A 21,162-nucleotide genomic window follows, 5' to 3' on the forward strand; every position below is an offset into this window, starting at 1 on the left:
TTTGCCTACTTTGGCCAAGACCAAAGTAGGCCGCCGTAAGGGCGGAAAGGTGACTAAAAGTCGTCATCGCCGCCGAATGCGCATACATCTATCAAAACCAACACTTTGAAAGCCGAAGCCGAAGCCACACACCAAAAAAACTACCCCTCCCGCCCCTCATGCTGCTTGCGATAAGCCCCCGGCTGCACCCCCACCGCCTTGGCAAACGCCCGAGTAAACGCCGCCACCGACTGATACCCCACCCGCCCGCCAACCTGCTCGACCGTATTCCCCGCCTTGAGCAACTGACAAGCCTGGCGCATGCGCAGCGCCAGCAGCACCTGCCCAGGCGACTGCCCAGCCAGTTCATTGAAACGCTTGAAGAACGCCGATCGCGACAGCCCCGCACACGCCGCCATGCTCTCCAGCGTCCAAGCCTGCCCCGGCTCCTCTATCAGCCGCTCCAGCAGCCCGGCAAAAGCCGGCTGGCGGGCGAGGGCGACCAATCCACCCAGTGGCTGACCCGCGTGCACCTGCTGGCGCAGCACATACAGGAACAATAAGTGCGTCAGCCGCTCGAGCACCGTCTGCGACGGCTGCGGCGCCCGCCGGCATTCCTCGAGAATCAAGCCAAACAGCGCACGTGCCGCACTGCCGGCCGGATCATTGGCGCGCAGCAGGATCCAGTCCGCCAACCCCTCGACGATCAGCGACGACAAGCCCGTCTGGAAATGAAAGAAGCCACATACCAGCCCCACGCCATCGTCGGCCTGCAGGTCCAGCGCCTGCATGGCCCGGCGCGGCTGGGCGCAGGCGTCGGCGACGTCCTCGTCACCCGACAAGCGATAGGCAAGGTCACGCAGCAGAAACACCGCATCGCCACTCTCAAGCCGCACAGGCTCGGCATGGCCATCGACGTGCAGCCAGCAATGCCCCTGCACCACCAGATGAAAGCTTGCCCGGCCCATGCCCTGGGTGCTGGCGTGCCAGCCACCGCAATAACGCCCGACATGGAACAGGCTGGCATCAAGCTCAAGGCCTTCTAATAACCAATCGACAAGGTGGCTGGATGAAATCATCTAATGCAAGGACTCAGGAGCAAGGAAAGGCGACTGATGAATATGGATGCTACTTCTTATAACCAACAGACTGTAGCGACCTACATCAAAGGAGACCACTCCATGTCCGCGCGCATCACTCTACACAGCCTGCAGACCGCTCCGGAAGCCGCACGTCCGTTCCTCGAAAACGCACAGAAGAACTCCGGTTTCATCCCCAACCTGCTGGGTGTGCTGGCCAATGCCCCGGCCGCCCTGGAAACCTACGTCACCGTCTCGGCGCTCAACGGCAAGGCCGAGCTGACCCTGGCCGAGCGCGAAGTGGTGCAGTTGATTGCCGCTACCCAGCACGGTTGCGACTTCTGCGTTGCCGGCCACACCGCCGTGGCGCTGAACAAGGCCAAGCTGCCGCAGGCGGTGGTCGATGCCCTGCGCGCCCGTGGCGAGCTGCCAGACGCACGTTACGAAACCCTGGCCGAGTTCGCCCGTGAAGTCATCGCCACCCGCGGCAACGTCAGCGACGCCACCTACCAGGCTTTCCGCGAGGCCGGTTTCACCGAGGGCAACGCCCTGGAAGTGATTCTGGGCGTGAGCCTCGCAACCCTGTGCAACTTTGCTAATGTGTTCGCCCAGACGCCGCTCAATGACGAGCTGAGCAAATACCGCTGGCAGCCTTCGGCCTAAACCGCCCGATGCCGGCGTGTCCGGCGCACCAAAGGAGTAGGGACATGCTTGATAGCGCTTTTCGCCAATGGCTGGATGCCAACGCCGAGACCATCGACCAGGGCCAGTGCGACCCGCACCTGGTACTGGCGCACATCGCCGAATCGCAACTGCTGCGCATAGGCGTCGACCCGGCCCTCGGCGGCGCGGGCGGTGATGTCACCGAGGCGGTCGAAGCCATTGCCGCTATCGCCAGCCGCTCACTGGCGGCGGCTTTCGTTTGCTGGGGTCAGCGCGCCTTCATTGAATACCTGCTGCAAAGCCCCAACCAGGGGTTGCGCGAGCGCCTGCTGCCAGCGCTGCTCAAAGGTGAGCTGGCCGGCGCCACGGGGCTTTCCAATGCCATGAAGTTCCTCTCCGGCATCGAGGCACTGCAGGTGCGCGGGCGCCCCGCAGCCGATGGCTGGAACCTGGAAGGCCGGCTGCACTGGGTGACCAACCTGCGCAAGAGTGGTTTCGTGGTGGCTGCTGCCATCGAAGACGATGCCGGCGGCGCGCCGTTCGTGCTGGCCATCCCCTCCGATGCACCAGGGCTGGAGCGCTCCGACGACCTGCAGTTGATGGGCTTGCAGTCGAGCAACACCGCTGCGCTGGCCTTCCACCAGGTACCGTTGGCCCATGACTGGCTGCTGCACGACAACGCCCGCGAGTTCCTGCCCAAGGTGCGCCCGGCCTTCCTCGCCCTGCAGTGTGGCATGGCCATCGGCCTGGCGCGGCGTGCCCTGGACGAAGTGCAGGAACACCTGCAAGGCCGTGCTTCGTTCCTCGAAGAGGCGCGCCAGGTGCTCAAGGAACGCCTGGAAAACACCGTCGGCGAGCTCAAGCAGGGCCTGCTCGACGGCCGCTTCCTCAAGCAACCGGCCGCGTTGTTCAAACTGCGCATCACCCTCGCCGAAAGCGCTGCCGATGCCGTGCAGCTGGAGCTGCAGGCCAGTGGTGGCAAGGCTTACCTCACCGCCTATGGCGAAGGCTTCGCGCGCCGCTGGCGCGAGTCGGCGTTCGTGCCGATCGTCACGCCGAGCCTGGTGCAACTGCGCGCCGAACTGCAACGCCAGGCGAGTGCGGCATGACCGACGTGCTACTCGACGCCCGCGACATCAGCCTGGGCTACCCACGCGAGGGCGGCTGGCAGCCGGTGCTGGAGCAGTTCGACCTGGCGCTGGCGCCGGGCGAAGTGGTGACCATCCTCGGCCCCAGCGGGGTCGGTAAATCGAGCCTGCTGCGGGTGCTGGCCGGCCTGCAGCAGCCCCGTGGCGGCAGCGTGACCTTGCATGGCGAGGCGCTGCAAGGCCCGCACCCGCGCCTGGCGGTGGCGTTCCAGGACCCCAGCCTGCTGCCCTGGCTGAGCCTGGAGAAGAACGTCGCCTTCGGCCTCGACTTCGCCCGCCAGCCCAAGCTGGCCGCCAGCGAGCGCCGCGCACGCATCGACCACGCCATCGCCGCGGTGGGCCTGAGCCATGCTCGCAGCCAGTACCCGGCGCAGTTGTCCGGCGGCATGGCCCAACGCACCGCGCTGGCCCGCTGCCTGGCGCGGCAACCCGAAGTGCTGCTGCTGGACGAGCCGTTCGGCGCGTTGGACGAAGTGACCCGCGCCGACATGCAGCAACTGCTGCTGCAACTGATCGCCACCCACAACACCGCTGCGGTACTGATCACCCACGACATCGACGAAGCCTTGCTGCTGTCCGATCGCGTGCTGCTACTGGGCAACCACCCGGCGCGCACCCTCGGCCAATGGCACATCGACCTGCCGCAACCCCGGGCGCAGCGGGTCGAGGAACTGGGCGCGCTGCGCATCGAAATCCTCAAAACCCTACGGCGGGCAAGCCGCACAGCCGAACCCACCCCATCCCCCTTGCCCTCGGAGGCTGTCCATGTGCATGGATGACTGCTGTTCCACCACGTCCCGTCGCGATTTTCTCAAACTCAGCGCCATGCTCACCGCCGCTGGCGCCGTGCCGCTTTTGGCCAGCCTGCAGGCGCGCGCCGCCGCCGAGCCCGACGCGCCGGTGCGCATCGGCTACCTGCCGATCACCGACGCCACGCCTTTACTGGTGGCGCACAACAACGGCCTGTTCGAGGCCGAAGGCATCAAGGCCGAACGCCCGGTGCTGCTGCGTAGCTGGGCGCAGGTGATCGAGGCGTTCATTTCCGGCCAGGTCAACGTGATTCACCTGCTGTCGCCAATGACCGTGTGGGCCCGCTACGGCAGCAAGGTGCCGGCCAAAGTGGTGGCCTGGAACCATGTCGGTGGCTCAGGCCTGACCGTGGCCCCGGACATCACCGAGATGAAGCAGCTCGGCGGCAAGACCGTGGCCATCCCGTTCTGGTACTCCATCCACAACGTGGTGCTGCAGCAGATGCTCAACGACAACGGCCTCACGCCGGTGTCGAAACCGGTCAACGCACAGCTGGCTGCCAACGAGGTCAACCTGCTGGTGCTACCGCCGTCGGACATGCCGCCAGCCCTGGCCAGCAAGCGCATCGCCGGCTACATCGTCGCCGAGCCGTTCAACGCCCTGGCCGAGAACCTCAAGGTCGGCCGCGTGCAGCGCTTCACCGGTGACGTGTGGCGCAACCACGCCTGCTGCGTGGTGTTCATGCACGAACACGACCTCAACAACCGCCCGGAATGGTCGCAGAAGGTGGTCAACGCCATCGTCAAGGCCCAGCAATGGACCCGCGACCACCGCGCCGAGGCGGCCGCGCTGCTGTCCAAGGCCGGCCCCAACAAGTACACCCCGCACGAGCCTGCGGTGCTGACCAAGGTACTGGCGCCTGCCGCCGAGGACCGTGCCGGCTACATCGCCAGTGGCGCGATCCAGCACCAGCAGTGGGATGAAAAGCGCATCGACTTCCAACCGTACCCGTACCCCAGCTACACCGAGGAACTGGTCAAGCGCCTCAAAGGCACCCTGATCGAAGGCGAGAACGGCTTCCTCGCCGGGCTCGATCCCGCGCACGTCGCCCGCGACCTGGTCGATGACCGCTTCGTGCGCAACGCCATCGCCGCGGTGGGCGGCCCGGCAACCTTCGGCATTGCCGAGAACTTCCAGCGCAGCGAGGAGTTCGCGGTCTGATGCAAAGGCATGTCGTACATGGCGCCCTGGGCCTTGCCGGCCTGGCGCTGCTGTTGTTGCTGTGGTGGGCGGGGGTGCAGCTGTTCGGTGCGGCCGATGGCCTGTCGGCGCGCTTCTCGCCCCAGGCCACCTTGGCGAGCCTGGTGGAGTTGCTGGGGCAGGGCGAGGTGTACGGGCATATCTGGGTGAGCCTCAAGCGCATCCTGATCGGCCTGTTGCTGGCGCTGTTGATCGGCGTGCCGTTGGGCTTGCTGGTGGGCAGCTACCGGCACCTGGAGGCGGCAACCACGCCGGCGTTCCAGTTTCTGCGGATGATCTCGCCGCTGTCGTGGATGCCGGTGGTGGTGATGCTGATGGGCGTGGGCGACCAGCCGATCTACTTCCTGCTGGCCTTCGCCGCGCTGTGGCCGATCCTGCTCAACACCGCCGCCGGGGTGCGCCAGCTCGATCCGCGCTGGTTGCAGCTCTCGCGCAGCCTCAGCGCCACGCGCTGGGAGACCTTGTGCAAGGTGATCGTGCCGGGGGTCATCGGCCATGTACTGACCGGCGTGCGCCTGGCCATCGGCATCCTGTGGATCGTGCTGGTGCCGTGCGAGATGCTTGGGGTCAGTGCGGGGTTGGGGTATTTCATCCTCGATACCCGTGACCGGCTGGCGTATTCCGAGCTGATGGCGATGGTGCTGTTGATCGGGGTGCTGGGGTTCATGCTCGATGCGCTGGCCCGCGGGTTGCACCGGCGCTGGGTGCATGGCTGAAGATTGCCGGGGGCGCTTTGCGCGCCCTTTCGCCGGCAAGCCGGCTCCCACAGGTACAGCGCAAGTTTTGAAACCGGCGTGGTCGGTGTGGGAGCCGGCTTGCCGGCGATGGGCTGCAAGGCAGCCCCAGCGGTCTACATCAATGCCGCGTCAGCCGCTGCCTCACACACGCCTTGGCCTGTTCCGCCAACTCATCCAACCGCTCATCGCGCGATTGCTCCGCCTCCATCATCACGTCTTCCCCGTTCTGATTGAGCAGGTAGGTATGGATCTGCATCACCTCGACCGTCTGGTAGATCGGCGCAATATCCAGTCGGCCGATCAGCGCCCCGCTGGCACGCCCGGTACTGCTCATCAGCACCTGTGGCCCGGCGCTGGCAATCACCTGCAAACCCATGGCCTCGAACCACGGCACCTGCTCGGCGAAGGCGCTCAGCTCGACGCAGGCGTAGCGGCTGCGCAGGTCATCCAGCAAGGCGCGGGCGATGCCCTGGCGGCGATGGTCCTGATGCACGGCCAGGAACGCCAAGCTGCAAGCCTGCGCATCGTCCTGGGCCGGCAGCGCCAGGGCAAAGCCGAGCAACTGATCCGGGGCGTCGGCATCCAGCGCCAGGGTCAGCTGCACGGCCAGGCCGCGGGTGCCGTCCAGGGCCATCAGGTACTGGTGCACCTCCAGGCCGACGCCGTACTGGTACAGCGGGTACAGCGGGTTGGCCGGGCTGATGGCGACGCTGCTGAGCTGGCCGACATGGTCGATCACCAGCTGGCGGATCTGGTTCTGGAAGGACTCGGGCGGCACGCCGTCGAGGCGGCGGAGGATGAACATCGCGGGTAGGGCTCCGGGTGGGCTGAAACGCCCGCCTCGAACGAGGCGGGCGCCCAGTTTACCCGGTGTGGCTAGCGCAGCCCAGCCAGCAGCAGGTCGAGGTTCTGCACTGCGGCGCCCGAGGCCCCCTTGCCGAGGTTGTCGAACACCGCGGTCAGCAATACCTGGCCGTGCTCGGGGTTGGCGTACAGCGCCAGGCGCAGGTCATTGCTGTCGTTCAGCGCCTGCGGGTCAAGCGCCGGGGCTGGGCCTTGCTGATGCAAGGGCAGCACCTGCACATGGCGGGCGCCCTGGTAGTGCTGCTCCAGGCAGGCCTGCAGTTGTTGCGCGGTGACGCCGGGCAACAGCCGCAGTTGCAGGGGGATGCTCAGGACGATGCCCTGGCGATAGGCGCCGTAGCCGGGCACGAACAGCGGGCGGGCGCTGAGCCCGGCGTGCTGCTGGATTTCCGGCACATGCTTGTGCGCCAGCTCCAGGCCATACAGCTGCAAGGTCGGCAGATAGCCTTCGGCGGGCTGCTCATGGCGCTCGACCGCCGCCCGGCCACCGCCGCTGTAGCCGGAAATGGCATGGATGCTCAGCGGATAGTCCGCTGGCAGCAGCCCGGCCTTGACCAGCGGGTGCAGCAGGGCGATGGCACCGGTGGGGTAGCAGCCCGGGTTGCTGATGCGGCTGCTGGCGGCGATGCGCTCGGCCTGGTGCTGGTCGAGCTCCGGCAGGCCGTATACCCAGCCTGGCGCGGTACGGTGCGCGGAGCTGGCATCGATCACCCGCACCGCCGGGTTGCGGATGGTTGCCACGGCGTCACGGGCAGCGTCATCGGGCAGGCACAGCAGGGCGATGTCGGCGCTGTTGATCGCCTCGCTGCGCCGCGCGGGGTCTTTGCGTTCGGCCTCGGGCAGGGTGAGCAGGCGCAGGTCCTGGCGGCCGTGCAGGCGCGCGTGGATCTGCAGGCCGGTGGTGCCTTGGTCGCCGTCGATGAAAACGAGTGGCTGGTGCATGAGGAGTATCCGAATGAAAGGGGAGTGGGCCTATGCTCGCCTGCGGCTGGACGAAAGAAAATTTGAATATCATGATCGGTACGTTCATTAATTCTGAATCAGTTACCCAGCAGGCGACACTTCTCCTGTGGGAGCTGGCTTGCCAGCGATGAGGTCAGTCGCAACAGTGAGGTCGTCCAGGCTGACGTTTTCGCTGGCAAGCCAGCTCCCACAGAAGGGCGATGTCGTCTGTAAATGCTCATCCACCTGTCAGAGCCCCCATGCGAGAAATCAGCCTCGACCGCCTGCGCACCCTGGTGGTGATTGCCGAACACGGCTCCTTCGCCGACGCCGCCCGCCAGCTCAACCTGGCGCCGCCGACCATCAGCCTGCACGTGGCCGAGCTTGAGGCGCGCATCGGCGCGCCCTTGCTCACCCGCACCCGAGGCCAGGTGCGCCCGACCGTCATCGGCGAAACCCTGCTGGCCCGTGCCCGGCGGCTGCTGGCCGACGCCGACCAGGCGCTGGATGAGGTCCGTCGCCAGGTCGAGGGCCTGACTGGCCGGGTACGACTGGGCGCTTCGACGGGGGCCATCGCCCATTTGCTGCCGCAGGCTCTCGAAACATTGCGGGTAGACCATCCGGGCATCGATGTGCAGGTCCAGGTGCTCACTTCACAGGCCTCGCTGGCACGGTTGCGCGAAGGCAGCCTGGATATCGGCCTGGTGGCGCTGCCGCAGGTGGCGGGCAAGGGCGTCAGGCTGACGCCTTGGCGACGTGACCCGATCATGGCCTATGTGCCCGCCGACTGGCGCCCCCCGGCACGGGTCACCCCTGCTTGGCTGGCCGGACGCGCGCTGATCCTCAACGACAACACCACGCAATTGTCACGGGTGACCGGCGAGTGGTTCGCGGCTGCCGGCCTCTACCCGGATGCGCGTATCGAGCTGAACTACAACGACGCCATCAAGAGCCTGGTGGCGGCAGGTTACGGGGCCACGCTGCTGCCCCAGGAAGGCGAAATGCAGCAGCATGACCCGCGCATTGCACGGCGGCCGTTGCGGCCGGGGTTGTGGCGGCAGCTGGGTATTGCCTGCCGCGAGGGTGAGGTGGAGCGGGCGACGGCGCATGTGCTGGAGGCGCTGGACAAACTGCGCCAGTAACCCAGGCTTCAGCGCCGCTCGCGCTGCCTCAACGCTGTCACGGTCTCGCCGCCAACCCCCCAGTTGTCGGTGGGCACCTCTTCGATCACCACGAACGTGCTGGCCGGTGGTTTGCCCAGCACCTCCTGCAACAGTCGCGTGGTGCCTTCGATCAACTGGCGCTTGTGCTCGGCGCTGACGCCTTCATCGGTGACGCGGATATGGACATAAGGCATGGTTCGATCCTCTGCTTGTTCAGTGCCAGGTGCCGGCGGTGCTGCCACCGTCGACGGGCAGGATGACGCCGCTGACGAAGCGTGCGTCGGTCAGGTACAGCACGGCGTCCACCACATCCTGCGGCTTGCCGGTACGGCCACTCGGCGACAGCGCGCCCAGCCCTTCGGCCTGGTCGCCGTGCAGCGGGGTGTCGATGATCCCCGGGGCCACGGCGTTGACCTGCACGCCGCTGCCCGCCAGCTCCAGAGCCAGGCCCTTGACCGCCTGGTTCAGGCCGCCCTTGACCAGCACCGGCAGCAGCGCCGGCACCCGGGTATCGGGTTGCAGGGCGATCGAGGCCGTGATGGCGATGATGTGCCCGTGCCCCTGTTGCTGCATCACCCGCGCGGCGGCCTGGGCAGGGTAGAAGAAGCCCTTGAGGTTGGTGCCGACCAACGCATCGACGTCAGCCTCGCTGTAGTCCACCACCGGTTTCGGGATGAAGATGCCGGCATTGTTGACCAGGATATCCACCCGGCCAAAGGCCTTGAGCGCAGTGGCGAACAGGCGCTCGGCGGTGGCTTTTTCGGCGATGTCGCCGGCCACGCCGACGAACCCGGCCGGGTTGCCGAGCTGCGCGGCGGCGGCGTCCAGGCGCGCTTGGCTGCGGGCGTTGCCGACCACGTTGTCGCCGCGTTCGAGGAAGGCCTGGGCGAGGGCGAAGCCCAGGCCGCTGGATGCGCCGGTGATGATGACGGTGCGTGGGTTGCTCATGGGGTGATCTCCAGTGGATGAGCCTTGGCTCGGGGTGGAATCACTGTAAGTTGCAACGTTTGCTTGAAAAATGAGGTGCATGGCATTTCAATCGATACACCGTGTAATTAATCGAGCCGCATGACCCGCCATTTCGATGACCTGCAACTGGGCAGCCTGGAGCTGTTCTGCCTTGCCGCCGATGCCGGCAGCTTCACCGAGGCGGCCACCTTGGCCGGTGTCACGCCTGCCGCCGTGAGCCGGTCGGTGGCCCGCCTGGAAGAGCGCCTGGGCGTGCGCCTGTTCGTGCGTACCACCCGGCAGATGCGCCTGTCCGAGGCCGGGCAAGCCTACTACCAGCAATGCCGCCAGGCCTTGGGGCAATTGGTGGAGGCCGAGCGGCAGGTGACGGGCGGGCAGCTCGAACCCAGTGGCCGGCTGCGCATCAGCGCGCCGACGCCCTATGCCCACCACCGCCTGCTGCCGTTGTTGCCGCGCTTTCGCGAACGCTATCCGCAGGTGTTGGTGGATGTGCACGTCAGCAACCGCAATGTCGATTTCGCCGAGGAGCAGTTCGACCTGGCCATCCGCGGCCGTGCTCCGGCTGACTCGCGGCTGGTGGCTAGGCGCCTGGAGGACGCCGAGCTGGTGATCGTCGCCACCCCGGGCTATCTGGCCCGGGCGGGGGTGCCGCAGACACCGGATGACCTGGCCGGGTACGACTGCATCCAGTTCGAGATGCCCAGCAGTGGGCGCCGCCCGCCCTGGAGCTTCCAGCGCGACGGGCAACTGATCGAGCTGGACACCCAGGGCGCCTTCACCTGCCTGGGCGACTTCCTCGCCACCAGCACGTTGGTGCGCCACGGCGGCGGCCTGATGCAGGCCTACCGATTCACCGTGCAGGACGCCCTGGACAGCGGTGAACTGGTGGAGGTGCTGGCGGACTTTGGCGGCACCTCGCGGCCCTTCATGCTGGTTTACCCGCAGGCCAGGCACATGCCGTTGAAGGTGCGCGTGTTCATTGACTTCCTGGTGAGCGAACGGCCTCTGCCGTTTGGCTGAAGCCCACGCAGGGCGTGCGTTGGAGCACTATTCTTGTCGCTGCGTCGGCGCGTTGTGCCGCCGACCTTTCAGCAGTCCGGCTATTTCCCAGGAGAACGCTCCATGAAATCCATGACACTGCTAGTGATTGCCTCGGTACTGAGTTTTGCCGCACAGGCCGAGGACAGCGCGGCGACCAACTGTGATGCCAAGATCAATGACCTGGAGTACATCAGCAAAACCGAGGGCCAGGCGCTGCATGGCGGTATGGCGCACGACTACCATGAGCTGCTCAAGGAAGCCAAGGCCGCCAAGGCCAGCGGTGACATGGCCAAGTGTCAGGCCTCGGCCGACCGTGCCAAGACCATCTACAACAAAGCGCGCGGCAAGTAGCCAGGAGCCTTTGGGAGGGCGCGGGGTCTCGTGTAAGCTCGCTTGGGTCATCTCACGAGAGCTCTCCATGATCCCGTCCAGCCCGCGCCTCGACAGCCTGCTTACCGGTATCGCCCGGCCCTTCACCCGCCCAGGCTCGCACAGCGCTATCGACAAGCAGCCTCGCCAGGGGGCCTTGCAGGTGACCGCGCTCGGTATCGCGGGTGATGAACAAGGCGACCTGCGCGTACACGGCGGGGTCGACAAAGCCATTCATCACTACCCCCGTGAGCACTACGCCGCCTGGGCTGCCGAGCTGGGCGAGCACCCGCTGCTGGCGCAGCCCGGCGCCTTTGGCGAAAACTTCAGCAGCAGCGGTTGGACCGAGGCCGATGTCTGCCTGGGAGACCGCATCCGTGTGGGCTCCGCCTTGCTGGAAATCTCCCAGGGGCGCATGCCGTGCTGGAAACTCAACGACCGTTTCGACGTGGCGCAGATGGCCCTGCGGGTGCAGCAGAGCGGGCGCACCGGCTGGTACTACCGGGTCGTGGAGGAAGGCGAGGTGCAGGCGGGCGACAGCCTGCAACTGGTCGAACGCCCCCATGGGTTGTGGTCGGTGGCGCGGCTGTCGGCGGTGCTGTTCGACAAATGCCTGGAGCCTGAACTGCTGCAGGAATGCCTGGCGCTGCCGCTGGTACCGAACTGGCGGCGGACCCTGGAAAAGCGCCTGGCGCAACGCCAAGTCGAAGACTGGTCGTCGCGCCTGCAGGGGCGTAGCGACGCCTGAACATCTGCCCTACAAGACAAGGAACCCAGCATGCCCTTCGAACTGGACGACCGCCTGGTGATTGGCGTCGCGTCAAGCGCGGTGTTCGACCTCAGCGAAGCCGATGCGGTGTTCCGCCGCGATGGCGAGGCGCAGTACCGCAAATACCAGGAGCAGCACCTGGACGTGCCGCTGGGCAAGGGCATCGCCTACCCGTTCATCAAGCGCCTGCTGGCGCTCAATGACCTGCGCGAAGACCCGGAGGACCCGCTGGTGGAGGTGGTGCTGCTGTCGCAGAACGACCCCGACACCGGTTTGCGGGTGATGAAGACCATCGGCCACTACGGGCTGAACATGACCCGGGCGATCTTCACCCAGGGCCGCTCTCCTTATGAATACATTCCGGCACTGAACATCGCGCTGTTCCTGTCCGCCGACAAGCAGCATGTGGACGCGGCGATCCAGGCCGGTTACCCGGCCGGGCAGGTGCTCGACTCGCAGTTCGATGACGACGAAAGCGACGACAACCTGCGCATCGCCTTCGACTTCGATGGCGTGCTGGCCGGGGACGAGTCGGAGGCGGTGATGCAGTCCGGCGGGCTGGGCAGCTTCCATGCCCATGAAGTGCTGAACAAGGCCCAGCCGCACAACCCCGGCCCGCTGAAGGAGTTCTTCGTGCGCATCGCGCGGATACAGGCAGCGGAGGAGCAGTTCAAACTTGGCCACCCCGGCTACGAGAACCGCCTGCGGGTGTCGATCGTCACCGCGCGCAACGCGCCATCCCACGAGCGGGCGTTGAACACCTTGAAGAGCTGGGGGGTGATGGCCAACGATGCGTTCTTCCTCGGAGGCATTGAGAAACGCCGGGTGCTGCAGGTGCTCAAGCCGCACATCTTCTTCGATGACCAGTCCGGGCATTTGAAAAGCACCAGCACGGTGGTGCCGTCAGTGCATGTGCCGTTTGGGGTGACCAACCGTTCGGCGTGACATGATCGACCCTCATCGCGGGGCAAGAAGATCGCCTCAGAACCACCGGTCGTTACGCTTTCGCCCCCGGGTCAGCGCCGGCAGGATCAACCCCAGCAGCAACCCGGCACCGGCAATGCTGCCGCCGTAGACCATGTAGCGCATCATCACCTGCTTGTTTTCATCCCCCAGTCGGGCCTGGGTGTCGCGCAGGTTCGACTGGGCCTCGGCGAGCTGCTCGTTGAGCACCTTGTTGCGGGTTTCCAACTCGTCGATCAGCGCCTTGCGCGAGTCCAAGGTCTCCTGCATGCCTTGCACGCGGCTCTTCCAGCTGTCGTCGATGGTTTTCAACTGGCCGGACAGGTCGGCCACCTGCTGGTCGAGCTGCGGTAGGCGCTCGCTCTGGCCCGGCAGCGCCTGCAGGTCACTGCTGAGGATCCACACCAGGTCGCCGCTTTGGCCGCGCACCTGGCTGTAGTTGCCCTGGCTGGTCACCAGGCTGACTTTCTGCCCCGACTTCAGTGAGCCGACGATCCGATGGCCATCGGTGGGGCCACTGCGCACGTAGGTACTCAGGCTGTCGCTGACCCAGCGTGCATCGCTGGCCGGCTCTTCGGCATGGGCCGGGGCGGCGAGGGCGATCAGGGCGGCGATCAGGCTGCCACGCAGGGCGGGGAGGGCGGAGTTGGCGGGCTGCTTGTCTGGCATGGTGGTCTTCGCTGAAACGGGACAAATGAAGGCCCGATGACTGGGCCGGCGATCCGGTCGGGTGAATTGACCGTCAGCCAAAGACCGCTTTTTTGTAGGCAGGTTCACTGCTTGGTGCAGGAAATGCCTACAGAGTGTTGCCGGATGTACACATAAACGAAAACGGGGCAGGCCATCGCTGGCCTGCCCCGTTCATGTCAACGCGCCGGATCAGGCGACCTTGACGATCCAGCCTGCCGGTGCTTCGACGTCACCGCTCTGGATGCCGGTCAGCTCGTTGTAGAGCTTCTGGGTGACCGGGCCGACCTTTTCCAGGTCGTGGAATACGTGCAGCTTGCCGTTGTACTCGATGCCGCCGATCGGCGTGATCACCGCGGCAGTGCCGCAGGCGCCGGCTTCGATGAAGCGGTCGAGCTTGTTGATCTCGACATCGCCTTCGATCACGGTCAGGCCCAGGCGCGATTGCGCCAGTTCCATCAGCGACAGGCGGGTGATACCCGGCAGTACCGAAGCCGATTTCGGGGTGACGAACTCGTTGTTGGCGGTGATGCCGAAGAAGTTGGCCGAGCCGACTTCTTCGATCTTGGTGTGGGTCAGCGGGTCCAGGTAGATGGCGTCGGCGAAGTTGGCCTTCTTCGCTTCGGCGCCCGGCTGCAGGCTGGCGGCATAGTTGCCACCGACCTTGGCCGCGCCGGTGCCCTGAGGGGCGGCACGGTCGAAGCTGGAAATCTGGAAGTTGTGCGGCTTCATGCCGCCCTTGAAGTACGAACCCACCGGGATGGCGAAGATCGAGAAGATGAACTCGGGCGCGGTGCGCACGCCGATGTTGTCACCGGTGCCGATCACGAACGGGCGCAGGTACAGGGCACCCTTGCCGTGCGGCGGAACGAAGTGCTCGTTGGCCTTGACCACTTGCTTGCAGGCATCGATGAACACGTCGGTGGGCACGTGCGGCATCAGCAGGCGGGCGCAGCTGCGCTGCATGCGCGCGGCGTTCTGGTCGGGGCGGAACAGGTTGATCGAGCCGTCCTTGCAACGGTAGGCCTTCAGGCCCTCGAAGCATTGCTGGCCATAGTGCAGGGCGGTGGAGCCTTCACTGATGTGCAGCACGTTGTCGTCGGTCAGGGTGCCCTTGTCCCACTCGCCGTTACGCCATACGGACAGGTAACGCTTGTCGGTCTTGATGTAGTCGAAGCCCAGCTTGTCCCAGTTAATGCTTGCGTTGCTCATGACACCCTCATAGCTCAAAGCCCGAACACGGCGGGCTGCTGTTATATGCGCACCACGCCACCTTAATACATCCGGCGCGGATCGGAAACGGCCAGTCACGAATTGGCTGGGGGGGTGGCTGTGTTGTTGGTTGATTCAGGGTTTGAGTTGGGTCGTCAGGTGATCGTCGGGATACTGAGTGAAAGCCACCAGGTGCTCGTCGGTGTTTTTGCAGCGCCTATGAGATCGAGCGCCGCCCGCGCGGCGCATCGCTGGCAAGCCAGCTCCCACATCTGTTTCGGGCCAGTCACTCCTGCAAGCTCATCACTGTTCGCCTTTTTTGGTACGACGCGGTTTCAGCGTGGGCGTTGCCGCCGCCCCACATGACTTAAGACATGCACCAAGGCAGGCGCCGGTACTTTCACAGGAATAATTGGCCCGAAATAAACTGTGGGAGCTGGCTTGCCAGCGATGCGCCGCGCGGGCGGCGCTCGATCTTGAGAGCGCTGCAGATCTATCGCCTTGCACCTGCCGGCCCTCATACGATCCAAGATGGGCGCGAACTCAGCGCAACCGCCGATTCCAGTCCCCGCCATGATCGCGCCAGCACGCCTCTTCACTGTCATAGCGCACATGCCAGGCCACATGGTCCAACTGCACACCGGCCTCATCCAGCGCCTGGGTGGTCAGTGCCAGTATCCGCGCCTTGGCCGCACCGGCCAGGGCATCGGCCTTGGCCGTGTCGTCAGTGAACACCCAGGTGATGCGCAGGCTGGCGGGGAAGTCGTCGAGGTCGACCTGGTGGGTGAGCCAGGCAAAGCCGACGATCTCGGCCTGGGCAGTGGCGCAGGCCTCGGCGAGGCAGGCGACCATCTCCCGCTCCAGGCGCGCCAGCGCGCGTTTATTGCTGGCCATCAGGCGTCGTCGATCTGCTGGCAGAAGCGCAGGCGGTTGCCGAACGGGTCGGCGATCTGCATTTCCAGGCCCCAGTCGACCTTCTCGGCATGCGGGCGGGAGTAGCCGTACTGCTTGGCCTGTAGTTCCCCTTCCAGGGCCTTGAGGTCCTCGACCCGGGCGAAAATCGCCGACCCCGGGGTGGCATCGCCGTGGTGTTCGGACAGGTGCAGGATCAGCCCGTCGCGATGGACCTGCATGTACAGCGGCAGGTCGGCGGCGAAACGGTGCTCCCAGTCGAGGGTGAAACCGAGGAAATCAAGGTAGAACTCCCGGGCCTTGTCGACCGAGAAGATCCGCAGGATGGGGATGGCAGCGGCGAATTGCATTGGAGCTCCTGTGCTGTGCATTTTCCTGGGGCGTGAGTGTAACGCCGTCGGCACCGCTTGAGGGCGCGCTTTTGCCCCGCAATTGCGCAGTACGAGGCCCGTGGCAGCGTCGGTTGAATACATCGTAGGAAAATTCATTCGGATTCATCTGATTACTTGGCCTGCAACCTGCAACATCCCGTTCATCAATTTTGATCGATTGGTCAGGCAGCCGCGCTGGCATGGTGTTCAAGACGCCACGCCAGAGCGGCCCAGGCCACGGATGACGGGGGTTTTGCATGTCCTTGCCGGAGCCGCACACGGCACACGATGAGCAGGCGGGCTGGAGCGCGCACCTGCAGCTGCGCTTCGTCCAGCGCGAGGGCGTGACCCGGCTTGGTGCGCGCCGCCATGTCGGACCTCTTTTGGTGCAGCGGCCGTTCTACCCCGAGGGCGCCCCATGCCACGTTTATGTGCTGCACCCGCCTGGCGGCATCGTGGCCGGTGACCGCCTGGAGCTGGACATTCACCTTGAAGCGGGCAGCCACGCGCTGCTGACCATGCCCGGCGCCAGCAAGTTCTACCGCAGCATCGGCCCGACCGCACGGCTGGCGCAGCGCTTCCACCTGGCGGCCGGCAGCACCCTGGAGTGGCTGCCCCAGGACAGCATCTTCTTCAATGGTGCCCGCGCCAGCCTCGACAGCCGTTTCACCCTGGCGCCCGGTGCCCGCCTGCTGGCCTGGGAAACCCTGTGCCTGGGCCGCCCGGTGATGAATGAACGGTTCGAGCAGGGCGCCCTCGACAGCCGGCTGTGCATCGAACTGCCCGACGACCCCGGCTTGCACGAGCGCCTGCGCATCGACGGCGGGCGCCTGGACAAGCTCGGCGGCCACCCATTGCTCGCCACCTTCTGTGCAGCGCCTGCGAACGCACAGGTGCTGGAGCAGGTGCGCGCACTGCTGGATGAACTGCCCACGCCGGCCGGCGCAACCCTGCTCGGGCCACTGCTGGTGATCCGCCTGCTCGACCACGACAACCAACACCTGCAACACCACCTGCAGCGCCTCTGGCACTTGCTGCGCCCGGCCGTGCTCGGCCTGGCGCCTTGCCCGCCGCGCATCTGGGCCACCTGAAGAGAGCCTCCATGGAGCTGACCCCAAGAGAGAAAGACAAACTGCTGCTGTTCACCGCCGCCTTGCTGGCCGAACGGCGCCTGGCCCGTGGCCTGAAGCTCAACTACCCGGAGGCCGTGGCGCTGATCAGCGCGGCGGTGCTCGAAGGCGCCCGCGATGGCCGCACGGTGGCCGAGCTGATGAGCCTGGGCCGCGAAGTGCTGGTGCGCGAACAGGTGATGGAGGGCGTGCCGGAGATGCTCCACGACGTCCAGGTCGAAGCCACATTCCCCGACGGCACCAAGCTGGTGACCGTGCATGACCCTATCGTCTGAGGTGCTGCCCATGATCCCCGGAGAAATCCAGGTCGCCGCCGGCGACATCGAACTCAACGTCGGCCGCGCCACGGTCAGCGTCAGTGTGGCCAACCATGGCGACCGGCCGGTGCAAGTCGGCTCGCACTACCACTTTTATGAAGTCAACGATTGCCTGGTGTTCGAGCGCGAGCCGGCCCTGGGCTTTCGCCTGGACATCCCGGCCGGCACCGCCGTGCGTTTCGAGCCGGGCCAGGCGCGCACCGTGCAGTTGGTGGCCTATGCCGGCAAGCGTGAAGTGTATGGCTTCCAGGGCAAGGTGATGGGCGCGCTGGAGAGCAAGGTATGAGCCGTATTTCCCGTCGGGCCTATGCCGACATGTTCGGCCCCACCGTCGGCGATCGCGTGCGCCTGGCCGACACCGCGCTGTGGGTGGAGGTGGAGAAAGACTTCACGGTCTATGGCGAAGAGGTCAAGTTCGGCGGCGGCAAGGTGATCCGCGACGGCATGGGCCAGGGCCAGATGCTGGCGGCCGAGGCCATGGACCTGGTGCTGACCAACGCGCTGATCATCGACCACTGGGGCATCGTCAAGGCCGATATCGGCGTCAAGCACGGGCGCATCGCCGCAATCGGCAAGGCCGGCAACCCCGACGTGCAGCCCGGTGTGACCGTGGCGGTCGGGCCGGGCACCGAGGTGATCGCCGCCGAGGGCAAGATCGTCACCGCCGGTGGCATCGACTCGCACATTCATTTCATCTGCCCGCAGCAGGTGGAAGAAGCGCTGACCAGCGGCGTCACCACCTTCATCGGGGGCGGCACCGGGCCGGCCACCGGCACCAACGCCACCACCTGCACCCCCGGGCCCTGGTACCTGGCGCGCATGCTCCAGGCCGCCGACAGCCTGCCGATCAATATCGGCCTGCTGGGCAAGGGCAACGCCTCGCGCCCCGAGGCGCTGCGCGAGCAGATCGCCGCCGGTGCGGTGGGCCTCAAGCTCCACGAGGACTGGGGCTCGACCCCGGCGGCGATCGACTGCTGCCTGGGCGTGGCCGAAGAAATGGACATCCAGGTGGCGATCCACACCGACACCTTGAACGAGTCCGGTTGCATCGAAGACACCCTGGCCGCCATAGGCGATCGCACCATCCACACCTTCCACACCGAAGGTGCCGGCGGTGGCCACGCCCCGGACATCATCCGTGCGGCGGGGCAGGCCAACGTGCTGCCGTCATCGACCAACCCGACCCTGCCGTACACCGTCAACACGGTGGATGAGCACCTGGACATGCTGATGGTCTGCCACCACCTGGACCCGAGCATCGCCGAGGACGTGGCCTTCGCCGAGTCGCGCATCCGCCGCGAGACCATCGCCGCCGAGGACATCCTCCACGACATGGGCGCCTTCGCCATGACCTCGTCCGACTCCCAGGCCATGGGCCGGGTCGGCGAGGTGGTGCTGCGCACCTGGCAGGTGGCGCACCAGATGAAGCTGCGCCGCGGCCCGCTGGCGCCGGACAGCAGCTACAGCGACAACTTCCGGGTCAAGCGCTACATCGCCAAGTACACCATCAACCCGGCGCTGACCCATGGCATCGGCCACGAGGTCGGCTCGGTGGAGGTGGGCAAGCTGGCCGACCTGGTGCTGTGGGCACCGGCGTTTTTCGCGGTCAAGCCGGCGCTGGTGATCAAGGGCGGCATGATCGTCACCGCGCCCATGGGCGATATCAACGGCTCGATCCCTACGCCGCAGCCGGTGCACTACCGTCCGATGTTCGGAGCCCTGGGCGCGGCGCGGCATGCCACGCGCATGACCTTCCTGTCCCAGGCCGCCATGGACCGTGGCCTGCCCGAGGAGCTGAAGCTGCAAAGCCTGATCGGCGTGGCCCGCGGCTGCCGACAGGTGCGCAAGGCAGACATGCTGCACAACACCCTGCAGCCAGTGATCGAGGTCGACTCACAGACCTACCAGGTACGTGCCGACGGCGAGCTGCTGGTGTGCGAGCCGGCCAGCGAACTGCCGCTGGCCCAGCGTTATTTCCTGTTTTGAATGGTTTGGCTGGACGGGTATCTGTGGGAGCGGGCTTGCCCCGCGATGGATGGCACCGCCGTTCCCACGTCCCCAGGCCCGCAAGACCGATTTGTTTGAAAGGAGTGAACATGATCGTACTAACCCGCAGGGTCGCCGACGCCGAAACGGTGACCGGCAGCGTCACCCTGACTGTCGACAGCCGCATCAAGAGCCGCCTGCGCGTGACCCTCGACGACGGCCGTGATGCCGGTTTGATGCTCGAACGCGGCCACCTGCTGCGCGGTGGCGAGCTGCTCGCCGATGCCGAAGGCGGCCAGGTGATTCGTGTGCTCGCCGCGCCCGAAGCGGTATCCACCGTGCGTTGCAGCGACCCGCACCTGCTGGCGCGCGCCGCCTACCACCTGGGCAACCGCCATGTGCCGTTGCAGATCGAACCGGGCTTGCTGCGTTACCAGCACGACCATGTGCTCGACGACATGCTGCGTGGCCTGGGGCTGACGGTGGCTGCCGAACAGGCGCCGTTCGAGCCCGAGGCCGGCGCCTACCAGAGCGCACCGCATAGCCACAGCCATAGCCACGCTCACGACCATCCCTTCGTGCGCCTGCAAGCCCATTCCTGAACACCTCCTGGAGCTGACCATGAAAAAGACTTTCGCCCTGATGCTGCTGATGGTGGCCCTGCCGGCCTTCGCCCACCCAGGCCACGACGCCAACCCGTTGCAAGATGGCCTGCTGCACCCGCTGACCGGCCTCGATCATTTGCTGATGCTGCTCGGCACCGGCGTGCTCGCCGCGTTGACCGGCCGCACCCTGGCCCTGCCGCTGGCCACCTTGGCGGCCATGTTCGGCGGCGCGGTGTGCGGCCATCTGTTCGGTGATGTGGTCGGCATGGAGCAGATGATCCTCGGCTCCCTGCTGGTGGCCGCCGCGGCCATGCTGCTGCCCAGCCGCCAACTGCTGCTGTCGCTGATCATGCCGGTGTTCGCCCTGTTCCATGGCTGGGCCCATGGCGTCGAGGCCACGCCCAGCGCGTTCTGGCAGTTCAGCGCCGGCTTCGTCACCGTCAGCGGCTTGCTGCTGGCCGCAGGCTTTGCCGTCGGTTGCCTGCTGCGCCGCCATGCCGGCCTGCAGAAGGCCTTCGGCGGCGGCCTGCTGGCCGGTGCCGCGCTGGTGCTGGCCGGCTGATGAACAGCGACCTGGCGCTGCTGCGCCTGCTGCAGCTGGCCAGCCCCGGCCTGCCGGTGGGGGGCTTTACCTACTCGCAGGGCCTGGAGTGGGCGGTCGAAGCCGGCTGGGTACGGGATACCGCCAGCTTCGCCGCCTGGCAGCGTGAACAGCTGCACGACACCCTCGGCTACCTCGACTGGCCGCTGCTGGCGCGCCTGTACCGTGCCTGCCAGGCGGGCGACGCCCAAGCCTTCGCGCACTGGAGCCGCTTTCTGCTGGCCAACCGCGAAACCGCCGAGCTGCGCCTTGAAGAGCAGCAGCGCGGCAGCGCCCTGGCGCGCCTGCTCGATGGCTGGCAACTGGGCCAGGCGCCGGCCTGGCGGCCCAGCCTTGAACTCAGCCAGCTTGGCGGCATGGCCTGGCTTGGCGCGCACTGGTCGATCCCGCTGCGCCAGCTCGCCCTCGGCCTTGGCTTTGCCTGGCTGGAGGGGGCGGTGATGGCCGGGGTCAAGCTGGTGCCGTTCGGCCAGCAAGCGGCGCAGAGCCTGCTGCGTGATCTGGGCGAGGCGTTGCCTGCGGTACTCGATCAAGCCCTGGCGCTGGACGACGACCAGCTCGGCGGTGGCCTGCCACTGCTGGCCATCGCTTCGTCACGCCACGAAACCCAATACACCCGTTTGTTCCGTTCCTGAGGACTGCCTA

General features: G+C 66.2%; 26 protein-coding genes. 17 read left to right on the plus strand and 9 right to left on the minus strand.

The window, feature by feature from the left end:
* Positions 1-140: 140 nt before the first annotated feature.
* Positions 141-1,058, minus strand: coding sequence for an AraC family transcriptional regulator (locus tag ACQ4N9_RS16540; RefSeq protein ID WP_390970951.1), 918 nt, complete (start codon positions 1,056-1,058; stop codon positions 141-143).
* 102 nt (positions 1,059-1,160) lie between these two features.
* On the opposite strand from ACQ4N9_RS16540, the gene ACQ4N9_RS16545 reads away from it, so the two are divergent.
* The 5 genes from ACQ4N9_RS16545 to ACQ4N9_RS16565 are packed head-to-tail and all read left to right on the plus strand — an operon-like array spanning position 1,161 to position 5,595.
* Positions 1,161-1,721: a carboxymuconolactone decarboxylase family protein gene (locus ACQ4N9_RS16545; RefSeq protein WP_258642108.1), complete on the plus strand. Its 561-nt coding sequence runs from the start codon at positions 1,161-1,163 to the stop codon at positions 1,719-1,721.
* Positions 1,722-1,729: 8 nt separating this feature from the next.
* Positions 1,730-2,830, plus strand: coding sequence for an acyl-CoA dehydrogenase family protein (locus ACQ4N9_RS16550; RefSeq protein WP_390970953.1), 1,101 nt, complete (start codon positions 1,730-1,732; stop codon positions 2,828-2,830).
* Complete coding sequence (locus ACQ4N9_RS16555; protein WP_390970955.1) at positions 2,827-3,648, plus strand: ABC transporter ATP-binding protein; 822 nt, start codon at positions 2,827-2,829, stop codon at positions 3,646-3,648. The genes ACQ4N9_RS16550 and ACQ4N9_RS16555 overlap by 4 nt, the downstream gene beginning before the upstream one ends.
* Positions 3,635-4,840, plus strand: a complete 1,206-nt coding sequence (locus ACQ4N9_RS16560; RefSeq protein WP_390970957.1) for an ABC transporter substrate-binding protein — start codon at positions 3,635-3,637, stop codon at positions 4,838-4,840. The genes ACQ4N9_RS16555 and ACQ4N9_RS16560 overlap by 14 nt, the downstream gene beginning before the upstream one ends.
* On the plus strand, positions 4,840-5,595 hold the full coding sequence (locus tag ACQ4N9_RS16565; protein WP_390970959.1) for an ABC transporter permease: 756 nt from the start codon (positions 4,840-4,842) through the stop codon (positions 5,593-5,595). Before ACQ4N9_RS16560 ends, ACQ4N9_RS16565 begins: the two co-directional genes overlap by 1 nt.
* Positions 5,596-5,734: 139 nt before the next feature.
* On the opposite strand, the gene ACQ4N9_RS16570 is transcribed toward ACQ4N9_RS16565, so the two are convergent.
* Together ACQ4N9_RS16570 and argC are read right to left on the minus strand one after the other, a co-directional pair.
* A complete protein-coding gene (locus ACQ4N9_RS16570) occupies positions 5,735-6,421 on the minus strand; it encodes a GNAT family N-acetyltransferase (protein ID WP_390970961.1) in 687 nt (228 codons plus the stop codon).
* A 71-nt stretch (positions 6,422-6,492) separates the two neighbouring features.
* Positions 6,493-7,422, minus strand: coding sequence for an N-acetyl-gamma-glutamyl-phosphate reductase (gene argC, locus ACQ4N9_RS16575; RefSeq protein ID WP_390970963.1), 930 nt, complete (start codon positions 7,420-7,422; stop codon positions 6,493-6,495).
* A gap of 260 nt (positions 7,423-7,682) precedes the next feature.
* Between argC and ACQ4N9_RS16580 the strand changes: the two genes are divergently transcribed.
* Positions 7,683-8,564, plus strand: a complete 882-nt coding sequence (locus ACQ4N9_RS16580; protein ID WP_390970964.1) for a LysR family transcriptional regulator — start codon at positions 7,683-7,685, stop codon at positions 8,562-8,564.
* Between the two features lie 8 nt (positions 8,565-8,572).
* Here the strand turns inward: ACQ4N9_RS16580 and ACQ4N9_RS16585 are convergent, their stop codons facing one another.
* Positions 8,573-8,779: a tautomerase family protein gene (locus tag ACQ4N9_RS16585; protein WP_390970966.1), complete on the minus strand. Its 207-nt coding sequence runs from the start codon at positions 8,777-8,779 to the stop codon at positions 8,573-8,575.
* Between the two features lie 19 nt (positions 8,780-8,798).
* On the minus strand, positions 8,799-9,533 hold the full coding sequence (locus ACQ4N9_RS16590) for an SDR family NAD(P)-dependent oxidoreductase (RefSeq protein WP_390970968.1): 735 nt from the start codon (positions 9,531-9,533) through the stop codon (positions 8,799-8,801).
* A gap of 120 nt (positions 9,534-9,653) precedes the next feature.
* Between ACQ4N9_RS16590 and ACQ4N9_RS16595 the strand changes: the two genes are divergently transcribed.
* The 4 genes from ACQ4N9_RS16595 to ACQ4N9_RS16610 all read left to right on the plus strand — a co-directional run bounded on the left by ACQ4N9_RS16595 (position 9,654) and on the right by ACQ4N9_RS16610 (position 12,678).
* A complete protein-coding gene (locus tag ACQ4N9_RS16595) occupies positions 9,654-10,574 on the plus strand; it encodes a LysR family transcriptional regulator (protein WP_390970970.1) in 921 nt (306 codons plus the stop codon).
* A 102-nt stretch (positions 10,575-10,676) separates the two neighbouring features.
* Entirely contained in the window at positions 10,677-10,946 is a 270-nt protein-coding gene (locus ACQ4N9_RS16600) for a hypothetical protein (protein WP_390970973.1), read from the plus strand.
* A gap of 67 nt (positions 10,947-11,013) precedes the next feature.
* The gene (locus ACQ4N9_RS16605) at positions 11,014-11,712 is read left to right on the plus strand and encodes an MOSC domain-containing protein (RefSeq protein ID WP_390970976.1); all 699 of its coding nucleotides are present in this window, start codon (positions 11,014-11,016) and stop codon (positions 11,710-11,712) included.
* 30 nt (positions 11,713-11,742) lie between these two features.
* Positions 11,743-12,678 (plus strand): 5'-nucleotidase, encoded by a 936-nt coding sequence (locus ACQ4N9_RS16610; RefSeq protein ID WP_390970978.1) that lies wholly within the window; start codon positions 11,743-11,745, stop codon positions 12,676-12,678.
* A gap of 36 nt (positions 12,679-12,714) precedes the next feature.
* On the opposite strand, the gene ACQ4N9_RS16615 is transcribed toward ACQ4N9_RS16610, so the two are convergent.
* The 4 genes from ACQ4N9_RS16615 to ACQ4N9_RS16630 all read right to left on the minus strand — a co-directional run bounded on the left by ACQ4N9_RS16615 (position 12,715) and on the right by ACQ4N9_RS16630 (position 15,857).
* On the minus strand, positions 12,715-13,365 hold the full coding sequence (locus ACQ4N9_RS16615) for a TIGR04211 family SH3 domain-containing protein (RefSeq protein ID WP_390970979.1): 651 nt from the start codon (positions 13,363-13,365) through the stop codon (positions 12,715-12,717).
* Positions 13,366-13,575: 210 nt separating this feature from the next.
* On the minus strand, positions 13,576-14,595 hold the full coding sequence (locus ACQ4N9_RS16620; protein WP_258704510.1) for a branched-chain amino acid aminotransferase: 1,020 nt from the start codon (positions 14,593-14,595) through the stop codon (positions 13,576-13,578).
* Positions 14,596-15,138: 543 nt separating this feature from the next.
* Positions 15,139-15,492 carry a hypothetical protein gene (locus ACQ4N9_RS16625; RefSeq protein ID WP_390971051.1) on the minus strand — a complete coding sequence of 118 codons (354 nt, stop codon included), beginning with the start codon at positions 15,490-15,492 and terminating at the stop codon, positions 15,139-15,141.
* A complete protein-coding gene (locus ACQ4N9_RS16630; protein ID WP_347151530.1) occupies positions 15,489-15,857 on the minus strand; it encodes a glyoxalase superfamily protein in 369 nt (122 codons plus the stop codon). The genes ACQ4N9_RS16625 and ACQ4N9_RS16630 overlap by 4 nt, the downstream gene beginning before the upstream one ends.
* A 278-nt stretch (positions 15,858-16,135) precedes the next feature.
* On the opposite strand from ACQ4N9_RS16630, the gene ACQ4N9_RS16635 reads away from it, so the two are divergent.
* The 7 genes from ACQ4N9_RS16635 to ACQ4N9_RS16665 all read left to right on the plus strand — a co-directional run bounded on the left by ACQ4N9_RS16635 (position 16,136) and on the right by ACQ4N9_RS16665 (position 21,152).
* Complete coding sequence (locus tag ACQ4N9_RS16635; RefSeq protein ID WP_390970983.1) at positions 16,136-16,969, plus strand: urease accessory protein UreD; 834 nt, start codon at positions 16,136-16,138, stop codon at positions 16,967-16,969.
* Positions 16,970-16,980: 11 nt separating this feature from the next.
* Complete coding sequence (locus tag ACQ4N9_RS16640; RefSeq protein ID WP_390970985.1) at positions 16,981-17,283, plus strand: urease subunit gamma; 303 nt, start codon at positions 16,981-16,983, stop codon at positions 17,281-17,283.
* A gap of 10 nt (positions 17,284-17,293) precedes the next feature.
* A complete protein-coding gene (locus tag ACQ4N9_RS16645; RefSeq protein WP_125861332.1) occupies positions 17,294-17,611 on the plus strand; it encodes an urease subunit beta in 318 nt (105 codons plus the stop codon).
* Positions 17,608-19,311, plus strand: a complete 1,704-nt coding sequence (ureC, locus tag ACQ4N9_RS16650; RefSeq protein WP_258704507.1) for an urease subunit alpha — start codon at positions 17,608-17,610, stop codon at positions 19,309-19,311. The genes ACQ4N9_RS16645 and ureC overlap by 4 nt, the downstream gene beginning before the upstream one ends.
* A 110-nt stretch (positions 19,312-19,421) precedes the next feature.
* The gene (gene ureE / locus ACQ4N9_RS16655; protein WP_125464412.1) at positions 19,422-19,913 is read left to right on the plus strand and encodes an urease accessory protein UreE; all 492 of its coding nucleotides are present in this window, start codon (positions 19,422-19,424) and stop codon (positions 19,911-19,913) included.
* 19 nt (positions 19,914-19,932) lie between these two features.
* Positions 19,933-20,478, plus strand: a complete 546-nt coding sequence (locus ACQ4N9_RS16660; protein WP_153786423.1) for a HupE/UreJ family protein — start codon at positions 19,933-19,935, stop codon at positions 20,476-20,478.
* Positions 20,478-21,152: an urease accessory protein UreF gene (locus tag ACQ4N9_RS16665; protein WP_390970988.1), complete on the plus strand. Its 675-nt coding sequence runs from the start codon at positions 20,478-20,480 to the stop codon at positions 21,150-21,152. The genes ACQ4N9_RS16660 and ACQ4N9_RS16665 overlap by 1 nt, the downstream gene beginning before the upstream one ends.
* Positions 21,153-21,162 lie beyond the last annotated feature (10 nt).

It is taken from the genome of Pseudomonas sp. ES1, assembly GCF_050586605.1.
Classification (GTDB): domain Bacteria; phylum Pseudomonadota; class Gammaproteobacteria; order Pseudomonadales; family Pseudomonadaceae; genus Aquipseudomonas; species Aquipseudomonas sichuanensis.